This is a genomic window from Rubrivivax sp. A210 (genome assembly GCF_904426505.1).
Classification (GTDB): Bacteria; Pseudomonadota; Gammaproteobacteria; order Burkholderiales; family Burkholderiaceae_C; genus Rubrivivax.
Map to the genome: position 1 here is coordinate 32771 of NZ_CAJGBN010000002.1, position 16914 is coordinate 49684.

Sequence of the window (16914 nt, forward strand, 5' to 3'; positions counted from 1 at the left end):
GAGGCCTCAGTACCTTCCGGTGATTCCAGCCACGCGCAGATAGACGTTCGCCACCCAGGCCACCAGCGCGCGCTGCAGCCAGCCGCGCCAGCCACCGCGGCCGGGTGCGGCCGTGACCTCGCGCGATGCGGCGAAGGCGGTCTCCAGCCGCGCCGCCAGTGCGCCGGCAAAGCCTTCGTCGCGCACCACGACATTGGCTTCCAGGTTGAGCAGCAGCGACAACGGGTCGATGTTGGAGCTGCCCACGGTGGCCCAGTCGCCGTCGACCACCGCCACCTTGGCGTGCAGCCAGGCCGGCGTGTACTCGAAGACGCGCACACCGTTGCCGCGCATCTCGGCATAGAGGGCCTGGGCCGCGAGCGCGGCGATGCGGTAGTCGACCTTGCCTTGCAGCAGCAGGCGTACCTGGACGCCGCGGCGCGCGGCGCGGCGCAGCGCGCGGCGGAAGGCCTGGCCAGGGTAGAAGTAGGGCACGGCGAGGTCGACGCGCCAGCGCGCATGGCGTATGGCCTCGACATAGCTGCGCTCGATGACGCGGCGCTGGCGCAGGTTGTCGCGCACCAGGAAGGCGGCGCGCACCGGACCGCCATCGGCATCGGCAAAGTCGCCGCCGCGCTTGCCGCGCAGGCTGCGCACCAGGGCCAGAGCCTCCTTCAGCGGCGCCTCGCTGCGCGCCAGCTCGCGCACCTCGTCGCGCCAGTTGCGGGCGATGTGGGCGCGCGCCCACATCGCACGCGCCGCGGCCTGCACCGACAGCGCCAGCGGCCCCTGGACGGCCACCGCGAAGTCCAGCCGCGGTGCCTGCGCCCAGCCGTGGTGGAGGTCATGGCGGTCGTCGATGAGGTTGATGCCGCCAACGAAGGCCAGCGTGCCATCGCAGACGCAGAGCTTCTGGTGCAGGCGGCGCAGCTGGCCCGGCTGCAGCCAGGCCCACCAGCGGTCCAGCGCACGAAACACCTCGAACCTGACGCCCGTGCCGGCAAAGCGTGCCCGCAGCGGCCCCAGCAGGCCGATGGAGCCGAAACCGTCGACCACCACATGCACGGCCACGCCGCGCGCCGCCGCGTCCACCAGGGCCTGGGCGATGGCCTCGACGGCGGGGTCGCTGTGGAAGATGTAGGTGGCCAGCCAGACCTCGTCGCGCGCCGCGGCAATGGCCTGGCAGATGCGCGGGAACAACTCGTCGCCGCCCTGCAGCAGCTCGACCCGGTTGCCGCCCACGAACTCGGGCGGCGGCACCATCGTCCAGCCTCTCAGGCGGGCGAGGTCGGTCAATGCCATCTCAACTCAATTCCAGCTCGGCCATCAAGGGCAGATGGTCGGACATGCGCGACCAGGCCATGCCGCGCGGCACCTGCATGCTGCGGCAGACCAGGCCGCGCAGGTAGAAGCGGTCGAGCGCGAACACCGGCGCCAGCGAAGGAAAGGTGGGCGGGCGCTCGCGGCCGGCGCCGGCCGCGGTGGCGCGCACCAGGCCGTGCTCGCGCATGGGCGTGTCCAGGCGCTCGCTCCAGTCGTTGAAATCCCCGGCCACCACCAGCAGCGCGTCGGACGGCACCTCGGCCTCGATGAAACGCGCCAGGCGCTCGACCTGGCGCACGCGGCTGCGGTGGACGAGGCCGAAATGCACGACGATGGCATGCACGACGCTGCCGTTCCAGACCACCGGCACATGCAGCAGGCCGCGCTGCTCGAAGCGGTGGTCGCTCACGTCGTGGTGGCCGATGTCGCCGATGGGCCAACGCGAGAGCAGCGCATTGCCGTGCTCGCCGTGGCGCGTGACGGCATTGCTGCGGTAGGCCGATTCGTAGCCCGGCGGCGCCAGGAACTCGGCCTGGCCCTGCTCGGGCCAGCCGAAGGAGGTGCGGTCGAAGTGGCGCGATTCGCGCGTGTGGAAGAGCCGCACCTCCTGCAGGAACACGAGGTCGGCGTCGAAGGACTCGACGGCCAGGCCCAGGTTGTGGATCTCCAGACGCTTGCGCGGCCCCAGGCCGCGCACGCCCTTGTGGATGTTGTAGGTGGCCACGCGCAAGGCACCGATGCCGGTGAGCGGCGCCGGCGCGGTGGGCGCTGCGCGGTGCAGACTCATCGCGGCGGCAGGCGGCGCGGCAGCTGCAGGACGGCCTCGGCGTTGCTGGGCGAGAAGCAGCGGTCGGCGGCCTCGCGCCAGGGCAGCCAGACCTGGGCCACATGCTCGCGCGGCGCCAGCCTCACCGGCAGGGCGGCGGGCACCGTGAGGCCGTAGACGTGCTCGGTGTTGTGCGTCACGCCCGGCGCATAGCGGTGGCGCCAGACCGGGTAGATCTCGTAGACGTTCTGCAGCGCCCAGTCGCTCAGCACGCCGGCGGTGATGCCGGTCTCCTCGGCCACCTCGCGCCAGGCGGCGGCGGCCGGCGCCTCGTCGGCGGCGTCGAGGGCGCCGGTCACGCTCTGCCAGTAGCCGGGCTTGTCGGCGCGCTCGATCAGCAGCACCTCCAGCGCCGGCGTGTGAATCACCACCAGCACCGAGCGCGGGATCTTGAAGGGGCGGGGTTCGGCCACGGCCCGCCCCGCGCCTCAGCCCGCCGCCTGCGGATTGCGCAGCCGGATGTGCAGCTCGCGCAACTGCCCTTCGTCGACCAGGCTGGGCGCCCCGGTCAGCAGGCATTGCGCGCGCTGGGTCTTGGGGAAGGCGATGACGTCGCGGATGCTCTCGGCGCCGGTCATCAGCGTGGCAATGCGGTCGAGGCCGAAGGCCAGGCCGCCGTGGGGCGGCGCGCCGTACTGCAGCGCATCGAGCAGGAAGCCGAACTTGATGCGCTGCTGCTCGGGCGTGATGTTGAGCGCCTCGAAGACGCGCGCCTGCACGTCGGCACGGTGGATACGCACCGAACCGCCACCGATCTCCCAGCCGTTGAGCACCATGTCGTAGGCCTTGGCGATACAGGCCCCCGGGTCGGTCTTCATGAGCTCGTCGTGGCCGTCCTTGGGCGCCGTGAACGGGTGGTGTACCGCGTTCCAGCGCTTGCCCTCGTCGTCGTACTCGAACATCGGGAAGTCCACCACCCACAGCGGCTTCCAGGCGTCCTCGAACAGGCCGCTGGTGCGGCCGAACTCGCTATGGCCGATCTTGATGCGCAGCGCGCCGAGGGCGTCGTTGACGACCTTGGCCTTGTCGGCGCCGAAGAAGATGATGTCGCCATTGCGCGCGCCCGTGCGCGCCAAAATCTCGGCGATGGCGCCGTCGTGCAGGTTCTTGACCAGCGGGCTCTGCAGGCCGTCGCGGCCCTTGCCGGCGTCGTTGACCTTGATCCAGGCCAGGCCCTTGGCGCCGTAGATCTTGACGAACTCGGTGTAGGCGTCGATCTCGCCGCGGCTCATCTCGGCGCCGCCGGGCACGCGCAGCGCCGCCACGCGCCCGCCCGGCGTGGTGGCCGGGCCCGAGAAGACCTTGAAGTCCACCGTCTTCATCACCTCGGTCAGCTCGGTGAACTCGAGCTTGACGCGCAGGTCGGGCTTGTCGCTGCCGTACCTGTGCATCGCGTCGGCATAGGTCATCTCGGCATACACCGGCAGCTCAACCCCCATCGTCTTGCGGAAGACGGTGCGGATCATGGCCTCGGTGATGGCACGGATCTCGGCCTCGCCCAGGAAGCTGGTCTCGATGTCGATCTGCGTGAACTCGGGTTGGCGGTCGGCGCGCAGGTCCTCGTCGCGGAAGCACTTGGTGATCTGGTAGTAGCGGTCGAAGCCGGCCACCATCAGCAGCTGCTTGAACAGCTGCGGGCTCTGCGGCAGCGCGAAGAAGTGGCCGTCGTGGATGCGGCTGGGCACCAGATAGTCGCGCGCACCCTCGGGCGTGCTCTTGGTGAGCATGGGCGTCTCGATGTCGATGAAGCCCTGCTCGTCGAGGAACTTGCGCACCTCGATGGCGACGCGATAGCGCAGCATCAGGTTCTTCTGCATCTGCGGCCGGCGCAGGTCGAGCACGCGGTGCGTCAGGCGCACCGTCTCCGACAGGTTCTCGTCGTCCAGCGGGAAGGGCGGTGTGACGCTGGGGTTGAGCACCTCGAGCTCGTGGCACAGCACCTCGATCTTGCCGCTGGTGAGGTTGGCGTTCTCGGTGCCGGCCGGGCGTGCACGCACCTTGCCCACCACCTTGAGGCAGAACTCGTTGCGCACGCCCTCGGCGGCCTTGAACATGTCGGCGCGGTCGGGGTCGCAGACGATCTGCACCAGGCCTTCGCGGTCGCGCAGGTCGATGAAGATCACGCCGCCGTGGTCGCGGCGGCGGTGGGCCCAGCCCATCAGCGTGACGGTCTGGTCCATCAGTTTTTCGCTGACCAGTCCGCAGTAAGTCGTTCTCATGTGTTCACTCCAGGGAATTCGGGGGGATGCAGGCGAAGGCGGCGCGCGGGGGTGCGGGACGGCGGCTCGGGTGCCACGGGCCCGTCAGGGCTGGCCGGCTGCCGGGCCGTGCCAGCCCGGTCAGTTTCGGCCCGCGGCCAGGGCCACGGGCGGCGCCGGCGGCTCGCTGCCGGGCACCACCACGCCCATCGAGATGACGTACTTCAACGCCTCGTCCACGCTCATCTCGAGCGCATGCACATCGCTGCGCGGCATCATCAGGAAGAAGCCCGAGGTCGGGTTGGGCGTGGTCGGCACGTAGACGCTCACGTAGTCGGCACCCAGGCAGGCCGCCACCTCGCCACCGGGCTTGCCGGTGACGAAGGCGATGGTCCACGAGCCGGCGCGCGGGTACTGCACCAGCACCGCCTCGCGAAAGGCATTGCCGCTGGTGGAGAACAGCGTGTCCGAAACCTGCTTGACCGAGCTGTAGATGCTCTTGACGATGGGAATCTTGCCCATCACCACATGCCATTGCCGCAGCCACCACTGGCCAACGAAATTGGCCGCGAAGACGCCGGTCAGCAGCAGGCCGACGGCCACGATGAGCACGCCCAGCCCGGGCACATGGCGCAGCTGCTCGATGCCGGCGCGCGCCGACTCGGGCAGCACTGCCTGCGTGGCCGACAGCAGCCAGGCGAAGACACCATCCAGCGCGCCGAGCAGAAAGGACAGCACCCAGATCGTGACCGCCAGCGGCAGCCAGACCAGAAGGCCCGCGACGACGTATTTCTTCACGGCCGCGGCGGACATCAGCTGGCCGCGGCCGGCGGCGGGGCGGCGGGAGCCGGCGTGTCGGAAGCGGTGGATGCGGGCTTGTCGGCAGCGGCCTTCTCGGCCGACTTGTCGGCTGCCGGGGTGGCCGCGGGCGCGGCCTCGCCCTCCTTCTTGGGCGCGGGGGCGTTGTTGCCGCCGCGGAAGTCGGTCACGTACCAGCCCGAGCCCTTGAGCTGGAAGCCCGCCGCCGTGACCTGCTTGGCATAGGCCTCGGCTCCACAGGCCGGACACACGGTGAGCGTCGGGTCGGAGAGCTTTTGCAGCACGTCCTGCGCGTGGCCGCAACTGGCGCAGCGGTAGGCGTAAATGGGCATGGGGGAGAGCAGCCTAAAAAGGGCAAAAGTATAGGCTGAGCGCGGCGCAGGCCCGCTTTCCGAGGCCTGGCCTGCCGCAGCTTCAGCCCGGCCAGGGCAGCGCCATGCGCGCGGCCAGCGCGCCCAGCACGAAGCCGGCGATGGCCCACAGCACCACCTGCAGCAGCCGGTTGGTGCGGCGTTGCTCGGCCAGCAGCGCCAGCAACGCCTCGCTCTCGCGCGGCTGGCCGAGTTGCTCGAGGGCCCGATGCAGGAGGCGCGGCAGTTCCGGCAGCATGGGCGCATAGCGCGGCGCTTCGCGCTTGAAGCGCTCGATCAGGCCGCGGATGCCGATCTGCTCGTCCATCCAGCGCTCGAGGAAAGGCTTGGCCGTGGTCCACAGGTCCAGCTCGGGGTCGAGCTGGCGCCCCAGGCCCTCGATGTTGAGCAGCGTCTTCTGCAGCAGCACCAGCTGCGGCTGGACCTCGACGTTGAAGCGGCGCGAGGTCTGGAACAGGCGCAGCAGCACCTGGCCGAGCGAGATGTCCTTGAGCGGGCGATCGAACAGCGGCTCGCAGACGGTGCGGATGGCGGCCTCCAGCGCATCCACCGGCGTCGCCGCCGGCACCCAGCCGCTTTCGATGTGCAGCTCGGCCACGCGCTTGTAGTCGCGGCGGAAGAAGGCAATGAAGTTGTAGGCCAGGTACTCCTTGTCGGTCTCGGTGAGCGTGCCGATGATGCCGAAGTCGAGCGCGATGTAGCGACCGAAGGTGCGCGGATCGAGGCTGACCTGGATGTTGCCCGGGTGCATGTCGGCGTGGAAGAAGCCGTCGCGGAAGACCTGGGTGAAGAACAGCGTAACGCCGTCGCGCGCCAGCTTGCGGATGTCGACGCCGGCGCTGCGCAGGCGCTCGATCTGGCTGATGGGCACGCCGTGCATGCGCTCCATCACGATGACGCCGGGCGTACACAACTCCCACACCATCTCGGGCACCATCACGATGCCCAGGCCGGCCATGTTGCGGCGCAGCTGGGCGGCGTTGGCGGCTTCGCGCACGAGATCCAGCTCGTCGTGCAGGTAGTGGTCGAACTCGGCCACCACCTCGCGCGGCTTGAGCCGTTTGCCGTCGGCAGACAGCCGCTCGATCCAGGCCGCCAGCGTGTGCAGCAGTGTCAGATCCTGATCGATGATCTCGAGCATGCCCGGGCGCAGCACCTTGACGGCGACATCGCGGCCGTCCTTGAGCACGGCGAAATGCACCTGGGCGATGGAAGCGCTGGCCACCGGCTCGGGCTCGAAGCTGGCGAAGACCTCGTCGAGGCGGCGGCCGAAGGCGCGCTCGACCAGGGCGCGCGAGGCCGCCGCCGGGAAGGGCGGGACGCGGTCCTGCAGCCGCGTCAGCTCGTCGGCCACGTCCAGCGGCACGAGGTCGCGCCGCGTCGACAGCACCTGGCCGAACTTGACGAAGATGGGGCCCAGGCGCTCCAGGCCCTGGCGCAGGCGCACGCCGCGCGGGGCGTCGAGCCGGCGCCCCAGCGTGACCAGGCGCACCAGCGCGCGCACCCAGCGCTGGCGGAAGGCTGACAGCGCCACCTCGTCCAGGCCGAAGCGCAGGACGGTGATGACGATGAAGATCAGGCGGCCGAAATGCCTCATCGACCGCGGCCGGCAAGACGCGCGCCGCAGCGCACCGGCTGGCCCGGAGCCAGGCTCATGTGCCGCGCGAGCGCAGCCGCTCGGCCAGGCGGGCCGCGCCCTGCAGCGCCAGGCGCAGGCCGGCGGCGGCGCTGCGGCCGAGCTGGCTGAGCTGCTGGGCCACCAGCGGGCCGAACAGGCGCTCGAGATCGGCGGCCACGTCCCAGCGCAGGTTCTGGATCAGCCAGTTCACGTCGCCGGCGAGCTGGGCATCGCCGTCGATCTGCACCGAAGCCGGTTCGCCGGCCAGCGCGCGTGCCGCCATCAACGCCGGGTTGGTGGCGTCTACCTGCACCGCAAGATCGGGCGCGGCATCAGCGTCGGCGCCGCACCACTCGAGCAGCCCGGCCGGCGTGACGCGCCAGGCCAGTGCCGGCGGAGCCGGCAGCAGCGCGGGCCAGCCGGCCAGCGTGACCGAGACCACGCGGCCGGCATGCGGGCGCAGCTTCTCGGTGGCCACGGCTTCGGCGGCCAGCACATGGTTGAGGAGCAGGGTCAGACGCTCGGCCAGGGCCGGCGCCACGAGCGCGTGCAGACTTTGAAGCATCGTGCGATTGTAGGCAGCCGTCCCCGGCCGGCCGACACGGCAAGGTCACGGAAGCCCCGCCTTATTGGGCGAGAATGGCCGGCTTTCCAGGTGCCTGGCCGCCGATCAGGCGGACTGCAGGGGCTTTTCCTTGACGGGCTTCGCCTGCAAAGACCCGCGCGCACTGTTTCCGTTACCGAGAGATGTTCGAAGACCGAGGCTACAAGAGAACCTTCTACAGCGCACCGCAATCGGTGACCTCGCTGGTGGCGGCGTTTCTCGAGCCCTCGATCACGGTGCTGGTCTTCCTGGGCATCTCGCAGGCCCTGGACGAGCCCATAGGGCGCTCCGACCTGACGCTGTGCCTGCTGATCTTCGCGCTCACCTTCCCTGGCCGCAACCGCTTCTGGGACCGGCCGCTGAACACCGCGGTCGACATCGCCAGTTCCTGGGTCAGCCTGCTCGTCATCCTGGCGCTGTGCGGCTATGCCACGCGCAGCCTGCAGCTGTTCCAGACCGATATCCTGATGTGGTGGGCCGGCCTGACACCGGTGCTGCAGTGGCTGGCCTACTTCTCGGGCCGCACCGCGCTGCGCCGGCTCGCTGCCCAGCCCGAGAACCGCCGCCAGGCCGTGGTGGTGGGCGCCGGCGCACTGGGCGTGAAGGTGGCGCGCGCCTTCCAGGCCCGTGGCGATATCGGCATGTCGTTCCTCGGTTATTTCGACGACCGCGCCGATGACCGCGTCGACACCGCGGCGGCGGTCCAGCGCCTGGGCAATCTGCGCGAGGTCGCGCCCTACATCCGCGCCCAGGGCGTACACGAGGTCTACATCACGCTGCCGCTGGGTTCGCAGCCGCGCATCGTCGAGTTGCTCGAGCAGGTGCAGGGCACCACCGCCAGCATCTTCTTCGTGCCCGATGTCTTCGGCATCAGCATCATCCAGGGCCGCCTGCAGGACATGAACGGCGTGCCCGTGGTGGGCCTTTGCGAGACCCCCTTCACCGGCACCAACCGGCTCATCAAGCGCCTGTCGGACATCGTGCTGGCGACGCTGATCCTGGTGCTGATCACGCCACTGCTGGCGGCCATCGCCATCGGCGTCAAGCTCACCTCGCCGGGGCCGGCGCTGTTCCGTCAGCGCCGCAACGGCCTGGACGGCGAGGAAATCGTGGTCTACAAGTTCCGCTCGATGCGCACGCTGGACGACGGCGCGGTGGTCAAGCAGGCGACCAAGGACGATCCGCGCATCACGCGCTTCGGCGCCTTCCTGCGCCGCTCCTCGCTGGACGAGCTGCCGCAGTTCATCAACGTGCTGCAGGGCCGCATGAGCATCGTCGGGCCGCGCCCGCATGCGGTGGCCCACAACGAGCAGTACCGCCAGCTCATCAAGGCCTACATGGTGCGCCACAAGGTCAAGCCCGGCATCACCGGCTGGGCCCAGATCAATGGCCACCGCGGCGAGACCGACACCATCGAGAAGATGCAGGCGCGCGTCGAATACGACCTCGAGTACCTGCGCAACTGGTCGCTGGGCCTGGACCTGCAGATCATCGCCCGCACCATCAAGCTGGTCTTCATCGACCGCAACGCCTACTAACCGCAAGGCAACCGAGCCATGAAGCGACTGCCCCGACTTCCGATTCCCACCCTGCTGGCAGCGGCCGGGCTGGCCGCCTGCACGCTGGCGCAGGCGCAGACCTCGCCCTACTACATCGGCGGCTCGCAGACGCTGGCCCACGATTCCAACCTCTACCGCGCCGCCAGCGGCGCCACGCTGCCCGAGGGTGCATCGCGCTCCGACACGCTGAGCGTGACCTCGCTCTTCGCCGGCGTGAACCAGCCGATAGGCCGCCAGCGTCTGCACGGCAGCGGCTCGCTGCGCGCCAACCGCTATGCCGACAACGAGCGCCTCAACCACGAAGGCTATGCCGCAAACCTGGGCCTGGACTGGGAAAGTGCCGAGCGCGTGTCGGGCAATCTCTCCGGCAGCGCCAGCCGCACGCTGCGCCCCTTCAGCGCCGGCACCTCGCAGGCCACCGAGACGCGCAGGAACATCCAGACCGACGGCGCGCTCGACGCGCTCGTGCGCGTGGGCGTGGTCTCGGAGTGGACCGGCGAGGCCAGCGCCAGCTGGGGCCGCACCGATTACTCCGAAGCCGCCTTCGCCGGCAGCGAGGTGCGCCGCCAGGGCGGCTCGCTGGGCCTGCGCTGGCGCCCCGGCGCGCATTCCAACTTCGGCCTCGCAGTGCGCCAGACCAACGGCCGCTACCCCGGCCGCGACACCCGTTTCAAGCGCAACGACATCGACCTCACCGCCGCCTGGCAGCCCAGTGCCGCGAGCAGCCTGTTCGCCCGCCTGAGCCCGGGGCGCTCCCGCAACAAGGCCGCCGACGGCAGCAGTTCTTCGACCACCAGCACCACCGGCTCGCTGAACTGGCGCTGGCAGGCCACGGGCAAGCTGGCAGTCAATACGCTGGCGACGCGCGAGTCCAGCCAGGACAGCTTCAACCAGCGCCTGCTCACGCTGGGTGCGAACAACAGCTTCGACTTCGTGCAGGCCAACAGCGACAGCAATGTGCGCAGCAATCAATACCTGCTGGGCCTCGAATACCAGGCCTCGCCGAAGATCGCGGCCACCGCCAGCGCGCGTCAGGTGCGGCGCAACATCTCACAGACGGGCGACTTCCGCACCGGCGCCTTCGATACCGACCGCACCAACACGCTGTCGCTCGGGCTGCGCTGGACACCCACGCGCAGCCTGCAGTTCAGCTGCGATCTCGGCAGCGAGCGGCGCAGCGCCGGCGGCCTGCTCAGCGTGGGCTACGACGCGCAAACCCTGAGCTGCCTCGGCCAGCTCACGTTGCAATAGGTCGCGGCGGCAGGCCTCCATGGCCCACATCCTGCTGACCGGCGCCACCGGCTACATCGCGTCCCACACCTGGCTGGCGCTGCAGGCGGCGGGCCACGAGGTGGTGGGCGTCGACGACTTCTCCAACAGCTCGCCCGAGGTGTTGGTGCGGCTGCGCCAGCTGGGCGGGTGCGAGCCCGTCTTCGAGCGCGCCAATGTCTGCGACGAGGCGGCGATGGAAGGGCTGTTCCAGCGCCACCGCATTGCCGCTTGCATCCATTTCGCGGCCTTCAAGGCGGTGGGCGAATCGGCGGCGCTGCCGCTCGATTACTACGCCAACAACCTGGGCGGCCTGCTCACCGTCTGCCGCACGATGATGCGTCACGGCGTCAAGCGCCTGGTCTTCAGCAGCAGCGCCACCGTCTACGGCGAACCCGAGTGCCTGCCCATACGCGAAAACGCGCCGCTGTCGGCCACCAACCCCTATGGCCAGACCAAGCTGATGGGCGAGCAAATCCTGCGCGACCTCGGCGCCGCAGATTCGGCCTGGCAAACCGCCACGCTGCGCTACTTCAACCCGGTGGGCGCGCACGAGAGCGGCCTCATCGGCGAAGACCCGCGCGGCACGCCCAACAACCTGATGCCCTATGTGGCCCAGGTCGCGGTGGGACGGCGGCCATGCCTCGCGGTCTACGGCAACGACTACGCCACGCCCGACGGCACCGGCGTGCGCGACTACATCCATGTCGGCGACCTCGCCGAGGCCCATGTCGCGGCGCTGCAGCGCCTGCTGGCCCACCCGGGCTCGGTTACCGTCAACATTGGCACCGGGCGCGGCCACAGCGTGCTCGAGGTGGTGGCTGCCTATGCCGCCGCCAGCGGGCGCGAGATCCCGTATGAAGTGGTGCCGCGCCGCCCCGGCGACGTGGCCGCCTGCTGGGCCGACCCCGCACTGGCGCGCCAACTCCTCGGCTGGTCGGCGCAGCTGGACCTGGCGCGCATGTGCCAGGACAGCTGGCGCTGGCAGTCGCTCAACCCCAAGGGCTTCGCAACATGAACTCCATCGACGTCTGCCCGGTCATCATGGCCGGCGGCTCGGGCACGCGGCTGTGGCCGCTGTCGCGCTCGGGCTTCCCCAAGCAGTTCCTCGTGCTGTCGGGCAATACCAGCCTGTTCCAGCAGGCTGCCAGCCGGTTGCAGGGCCTGGGCGGCGACGGCATCCAAGTGGCGTCCCCCGTGGTGGTGGGCAATGAGGAGCACCGCTTCCTGGTGCTCGACCAATTGCGCGAGCTGGGCGTCACGCCCTCGGCCGTGCTGCTCGAGCCGGTGGGCCGCAACACCGCGCCGGCCGTCACGCTGGCGGCGCTGCAGGCGCTGGAAGGTGGCCGCGATCCGGTGCTGGTGGTGACGCCGGCCGACCAGACCGTCACCGACGAGGCCGCCTTCACGGCCGCGCTTCGCCGCGCCGTCCACAGCGCCGCAACGGGCGCCATCGCCATCCTCGGCGTCACGCCCGACCGCCCCGAGACCGGCTACGGCTACATCCGCGCCGAAGCCGGCCGCGTGGCGCAGTTCGTCGAGAAGCCCGACCTCGCCACCGCCGAGCGCTACCTGGCTGCCGGCGACTACTACTGGAACGCCGGCATGTTCGTGCTGCGCGCCTCGGCGTGGATGGCCGCGCTCGAGCGCTTCCGGCCCGACATTGCCGCCGCCTGCCGCGCCGCCTGGGCACCCCGCAAGACCGACGCCGAGTTCGTGCGCCCGGGCAAGGCCGAGTTCGCCGCCGTGCCGGCCGAATCGGTGGACTACGCGGTAATGGAAGCCTGCCCCGGCGTGCTTGACATCCGCATGGAACCGTTGGCCGCCGGCTGGAACGACCTCGGTGCCTGGGAAGCCGTCTGGCAGGTCACGCCCAAGGACAAGCACGGCAACGCCACAGTGGGCGACGCCATCGTCAGTGACAGCCGCAACACCTTTGTCCACGCCACCAGCCGCCTCGTCAGCGCCGTGGGCCTGCAGGACGTGGTGGTGGTCGAAACGCCCGACGCGGTGCTGGTGGCCAGCCGCGAGAAGAGCCAGGACGTGAAGAACATCGTCGCCCAGCTGGGGCGCGAGCAGCGCGGTGAGCAGGCCCTGCACCGCAAGGTTCACCGGCCTTGGGGCTGGTACGACAGCATCGACCACGGGCCGCGGCATCAGGTCAAGCGCATCATGGTCAAGCCGGGCGCGTCCTTGAGCCTGCAGATGCACCACCACCGCGCCGAGCACTGGATCGTCGTCACCGGCACGGCCGAGGTCACGGTGGGCAACAAGGTGCTGCTGCTGGCCGAGAACCAGAGCACCTATATTCCGCTGGGCGAGACCCACCGGCTGCGCAATCCGGGCAAGGTGCCGCTCGAGATCATCGAGGTGCAATCGGGCAGCTACCTGGGCGAGGACGACATCGTGCGCTTCGAAGACACCTACGGACGGAAATGAACAGAGCCCCAAGAAAATGACGATCCTGGTAACTGGCGGCGCCGGCTTCATCGGCAGCAATTTCGTACTCGACTGGCTGGGGGCGAGCGACGAGACCATCCTCAACCTCGACGCCCTCACCTACGCCGGCAATCAGCAGAACCTGGCCGCGCTGCAAGGCGATGCGCGCCACGTCTTTGTACACGGCGACATCGCCGACCGCGCCCTGCTCGACCGCCTCTTCGCCGAGCACCGCCCGCGCGCCATCGTCCACTTCGCGGCCGAGAGCCACGTCGACCGCAGCATCCACGGCCCCGGCGCCTTCATCAAGACCAATGTCGAGGGCACGTTCACGCTGCTTGAGGCAGCGCGGGCGCACTGGGGCGCGCTGAGTGGCGACGACAGGGCGGACTTCCGCTTCCACCACGTCAGCACCGACGAGGTCTACGGCAGCCTGGGGCCCACCGACCCGGCATTCACCGAAGACCACCTTTACCAGCCCAACAGCCCCTACAGCGCCAGCAAGGCGGCCAGCGACCACCTGGTGCGGGCCTGGCACCACACCTACGGCCTGCCGGTGCTGACCACCAACTGCAGTAACAACTACGGACCCTTCCACTTTCCGGAAAAGCTGATTCCGCTGATGATCGTCAACGCGCTGGCCGGCAAGCCGCTGCCCCTTTACGGCGACGGCCAGCAGGTGCGCGACTGGCTCTTTGTCGCCGACCACTGCAGTGCCATCCGCACCGTGCTGGCCAAGGGCCGCGTCGGCCAGACCTACAACATCGGCGGCTGGAACGAGATGACCAACAAGCAGATCGTGCATCGCGTCTGCGCCTTGCTCGACGAGTTGCGCCCCAGCGCCGAAGGCCCCTACGCGCGGCTGATCACCCATGTGGCCGACCGCCCTGGCCACGACCGCCGCTACGCCATCGACGCGCGCAAGATCGAACGCGAACTCGGCTGGCGCCCGGCCGAGACCTTCGACACCGGCATCCGCAAGACAGTGCAGTGGTACCTGGACCACGCCGACTGGGTGGCCAATGTGCAGAGCGGCAGCTACCGCGACTGGCTGGCCACCAACTACGCCGCGCGATGAAGATTCTGCTGCTGGGCAGGAACGGCCAGGTCGGCTGGGAACTGCAGCGCGCGCTGGCGCCGCTGGGCGAGGTCGTCGGCTGCGACTTCGATACGCCGGGAGACCTACAGGCCGATTTCTCGCGGCCCGAGAGTCTGCCCGCGCTCATCCAACGCGTGCAACCCGACGCCATCGTCAATGCCGCGGCCCACACCGCGGTCGACAAGGCCGAGAGCGAACCCGAGCTGGCGCAGGCCATCAACGCCACCGCGCCCGGCGTTCTGGCGCACGAGGCGGCGGCCCTGGGTGTGCCGCTCGTGCACTACAGCACCGACTACGTCTTCGACGGCAGCGGCAGCGCGCCGCGCGACGAGGGTGCCGCCACCGGGCCGCTGAGCGTCTACGGCCGCACCAAGCTCGAAGGCGAAGCTCTCATCCGCGCCAGCGGCTGCCGCCATTTGATCCTGCGCACGAGCTGGGTCTATGCGGCACGCGGCGGCAATTTCGCGCGCACCATGCTGCGTCTGGCGGCCGAGCGCGAAGTGTTGCGTGTCATAGACGATCAGATCGGCGCACCCACCGGCGCCGACCTTCTTGCCGATGTGTCGGCCCACGCATTGCGGCAGTTGCTGGCACAGCCGGCGCTTTCGGGCACCTACCACTGCGTGGCCGGCGGCGAGACCAGCTGGCACGGCTATGCGCGCTTCGTCATCGAATGGGCGCGCACGCGCGGCCATGACATCAAGGTGGCGCCCGCGGCCATCGAGCCCATCACGACGGCCGACTACCCGACACCGGCGCGGCGGCCACTCAATTCGCGCCTGGCCACGGGCCGGTTGCAGCAGGCCTTCGGCCTCGCGCTGCCGCACTGGCAGGCCGGCGTCGAACGCATGCTGACCGAAGTGTTGGGTCACTGAACAGACAAAGCGCAGGAGCACCACAACCATGCAACGCAAGGGCATCATCCTCGCCGGCGGCTCCGGCACCCGGCTGCACCCGGCCACGCTGGCCATGAGCAAGCAACTGCTGCCGGTCTACGACAAACCCATGGTCTATTACCCGCTAGCCGCGCTGATGCTGGCCGGCATGCGCGAGGTGCTGCTGATCAGCACGCCGCAGGACACGCCGCGCTTCCAGGCCTTGCTGGGAGACGGCAGCCGCTGGGGCATGAACCTGAGCTATTGTGTCCAGCCCAGCCCCGACGGCCTGGCCCAGGCCTTCATCCTGGGGCGCGATTTCGTCGGCGGCGCGCCCAGCGCCCTGGTGCTGGGCGACAACATTTTCTACGGCCACGACTTCAGCGCCCTGCTCGCCCGCGCCCAGGCGCGCAGCAGCGGCGCGACGGTGTTCGCCTACCATGTCAACGACCCCGAGCGCTACGGCGTGGTCGAGTTCGACGCCACCCGGCGGGCGCTCAGCATCGAAGAAAAGCCCAAGGCGCCCAAGAGCAACTACGCCGTCACGGGCCTGTACTTCTACGACCCGCAGGTCTGCGACATCGCCGCCGCCATCAAGCCCAGCGCACGCGGGGAGCTCGAGATCACCGAGGTCAATGCGCAATACCTGCGCCAGGGCCAGCTTGAGGTCGAAATCATGGGCCGCGGCTATGCCTGGTTGGACACCGGCACCCACGACAGCCTGCTCGAAGCAGGCCAGTTCATCGCCACGCTGGAGAAGCGCCAGGGGCTGAAAGTGGCCTGTCCCGAGGAGATCGCCTACCGTGCCGGCTGGATCGACGCCGAACAACTCGAGCGCCTGGCCGCGCCCATGCTCAAGAACGGATATGGCCAGTACCTGATGCAGTTGCTGCGCGAGAAAGCGGCCTTTTGAGCATGAAGCTCACCAAGACCCCGCTGTCCGGCGTGCTGCTGCTGGAGCCGGCCGTGTTCGGCGACGAGCGCGGCTGGTTCATGGAGAGCTTCAACGAAGCCCGCTTCGAGGCCGCTCTTCGCGAACAGGGCGAGCCGTTGCCGCCGCGCTTCGTGCAGGACAACCACTCTTGCAGCAAGGCTGGCGTGCTGCGCGGCCTGCACTACCAGCTGCCGCCGCATGCCCAGGGCAAGCTGGTGCGCGTGGTGCAGGGCGCTGCCTGGGACGTGGCGGTCGACATCCGCACCGACTCGCCCCACTTCGGCCGCTGGTTCGGCGCCGAGCTGAGCGCGGCCAACCGCCTGCAGCTGTGGCTACCACCGGGCTTTGCCCACGGCTTCGTCGCGCTGCAGGACGACACCCATTTCCTCTACAAGACCACCGATGTCTATGCGCGCGACTGCGAGCGCTGCATCCGCTGGGACGACCCCGCACTGGCCATCGCCTGGCCGCTGCAAGGCCTGCCGCTGGTGGCGCCCAAGGACGCGGCAGCACCGCTGCTGGCCGAGGCCGAACTGCCGCCCGCCTAGACCCGGCAGACAAGAAAAAACCGCGGCCGAGGCCGCGGTTTTCATTGGGGCTGGACCTGAATCAGGTCGCGGCGCGGATGTTGGAGGCCTGCGGACCCTTCTGGCCCTGCTTCACCTCGAACTGCACCTTCTGGTTTTCGGCCAGGCTGCGGAAACCGCCGGTGCTCTGGATTTCGCTGAAGTGGGCGAAGAGATCCTTGCCACCACCGTCGGGGGTGATGAAGCCGAAGCCCTTGCCATCGTCGAACCACTTCACGGTACCGGTTTGCGTCGTCATATTGAATTCCTTTCACGGTTGCTGCGCAGCACATGCCGGCGCAGTGCAGATGCGGCCAAGAAAATCACCGATCAGGGAATCAACCGTAAGCCCGCAGGCAGCGGGGACGCAGAAGAAACCGTCAAACAACAATCTTGCTCAAATCTACCCAGCGAATGTACCGCATCGTCCCCCCG

17 protein-coding genes are annotated in these 16914 nt (G+C 69.3%); 8 read left to right on the forward strand and 9 right to left on the reverse strand.

Going from position 1 to position 16914, the window contains the following annotated elements:
• Positions 1-6: 6 nt before the first annotated feature.
• From clsB to JMV16_RS03935, 8 genes are all read right to left on the reverse strand, one after another.
• Positions 7-1281, reverse strand: a complete 1275-nt coding sequence (clsB, locus tag JMV16_RS03900; protein WP_201492872.1) for a cardiolipin synthase ClsB — start codon at positions 1279-1281, stop codon at positions 7-9.
• Position 1282: 1 nt separating this feature from the next.
• Positions 1283-2089 carry an endonuclease/exonuclease/phosphatase family protein gene (locus JMV16_RS03905; RefSeq protein WP_201492873.1) on the reverse strand — a complete coding sequence of 269 codons (807 nt, stop codon included), beginning with the start codon at positions 2087-2089 and terminating at the stop codon, positions 1283-1285.
• Positions 2086-2541 carry a dihydroneopterin triphosphate diphosphatase gene (gene nudB, locus JMV16_RS03910; protein ID WP_201492874.1) on the reverse strand — a complete coding sequence of 152 codons (456 nt, stop codon included), beginning with the start codon at positions 2539-2541 and terminating at the stop codon, positions 2086-2088. The genes JMV16_RS03905 and nudB overlap by 4 nt, the downstream gene beginning before the upstream one ends.
• A gap of 15 nt (positions 2542-2556) precedes the next feature.
• Positions 2557-4347: an aspartate--tRNA ligase gene (aspS, locus tag JMV16_RS03915; protein ID WP_201492875.1), complete on the reverse strand. Its 1791-nt coding sequence runs from the start codon at positions 4345-4347 to the stop codon at positions 2557-2559.
• A gap of 120 nt (positions 4348-4467) precedes the next feature.
• Positions 4468-5139, reverse strand: coding sequence for a DUF502 domain-containing protein (locus tag JMV16_RS03920; protein ID WP_236580345.1), 672 nt, complete (start codon positions 5137-5139; stop codon positions 4468-4470).
• On the reverse strand, positions 5139-5477 hold the full coding sequence (locus tag JMV16_RS03925) for an FmdB family zinc ribbon protein (protein WP_201492876.1): 339 nt from the start codon (positions 5475-5477) through the stop codon (positions 5139-5141). The genes JMV16_RS03920 and JMV16_RS03925 overlap by 1 nt, the downstream gene beginning before the upstream one ends.
• An 82-nt stretch (positions 5478-5559) precedes the next feature.
• Positions 5560-7113: a ubiquinone biosynthesis regulatory protein kinase UbiB gene (gene ubiB, locus JMV16_RS03930; RefSeq protein ID WP_201492877.1), complete on the reverse strand. Its 1554-nt coding sequence runs from the start codon at positions 7111-7113 to the stop codon at positions 5560-5562.
• A gap of 55 nt (positions 7114-7168) precedes the next feature.
• Complete coding sequence (locus JMV16_RS03935) at positions 7169-7699, reverse strand: hypothetical protein (protein WP_201492878.1); 531 nt, start codon at positions 7697-7699, stop codon at positions 7169-7171.
• A gap of 182 nt (positions 7700-7881) precedes the next feature.
• Here JMV16_RS03935 and JMV16_RS03940 point away from each other — a divergent pair, with 182 nt between their 5' ends.
• From JMV16_RS03940 to rfbC, 8 genes are read left to right on the forward strand one after another with little or no spacing between them, the layout of a single operon-like run.
• Entirely contained in the window at positions 7882-9276 is a 1395-nt protein-coding gene (locus tag JMV16_RS03940) for an undecaprenyl-phosphate glucose phosphotransferase (protein ID WP_201492879.1), read from the forward strand.
• Between the two features lie 18 nt (positions 9277-9294).
• Positions 9295-10548, forward strand: a complete 1254-nt coding sequence (locus tag JMV16_RS03945; RefSeq protein ID WP_201492880.1) for a hypothetical protein — start codon at positions 9295-9297, stop codon at positions 10546-10548.
• A gap of 19 nt (positions 10549-10567) precedes the next feature.
• The gene (gene galE / locus JMV16_RS03950; protein ID WP_201492881.1) at positions 10568-11584 is read left to right on the forward strand and encodes a UDP-glucose 4-epimerase GalE; all 1017 of its coding nucleotides are present in this window, start codon (positions 10568-10570) and stop codon (positions 11582-11584) included.
• A complete protein-coding gene (locus JMV16_RS03955) occupies positions 11581-13005 on the forward strand; it encodes a mannose-1-phosphate guanylyltransferase/mannose-6-phosphate isomerase (protein WP_201492882.1) in 1425 nt (474 codons plus the stop codon). Before galE ends, JMV16_RS03955 begins: the two co-directional genes overlap by 4 nt.
• Before the next feature lie 16 nt (positions 13006-13021).
• Positions 13022-14083 (forward strand): dTDP-glucose 4,6-dehydratase, encoded by a 1062-nt coding sequence (rfbB, locus tag JMV16_RS03960; RefSeq protein ID WP_201492883.1) that lies wholly within the window; start codon positions 13022-13024, stop codon positions 14081-14083.
• Positions 14080-14979, forward strand: coding sequence for a dTDP-4-dehydrorhamnose reductase (gene rfbD / locus JMV16_RS03965; RefSeq protein WP_201492884.1), 900 nt, complete (start codon positions 14080-14082; stop codon positions 14977-14979). The genes rfbB and rfbD overlap by 4 nt, the downstream gene beginning before the upstream one ends.
• A gap of 28 nt (positions 14980-15007) precedes the next feature.
• Positions 15008-15892 carry a glucose-1-phosphate thymidylyltransferase RfbA gene (gene rfbA, locus JMV16_RS03970; protein ID WP_201492885.1) on the forward strand — a complete coding sequence of 295 codons (885 nt, stop codon included), beginning with the start codon at positions 15008-15010 and terminating at the stop codon, positions 15890-15892.
• 2 nt (positions 15893-15894) lie between these two features.
• Entirely contained in the window at positions 15895-16461 is a 567-nt protein-coding gene (gene rfbC, locus JMV16_RS03975) for a dTDP-4-dehydrorhamnose 3,5-epimerase (protein WP_201492886.1), read from the forward strand.
• A gap of 61 nt (positions 16462-16522) precedes the next feature.
• Here the strand turns inward: rfbC and JMV16_RS03980 are convergent, their stop codons facing one another.
• Complete coding sequence (locus JMV16_RS03980; protein ID WP_201492887.1) at positions 16523-16738, reverse strand: cold-shock protein; 216 nt, start codon at positions 16736-16738, stop codon at positions 16523-16525.
• Positions 16739-16914: the final 176 nt, after the last annotated feature.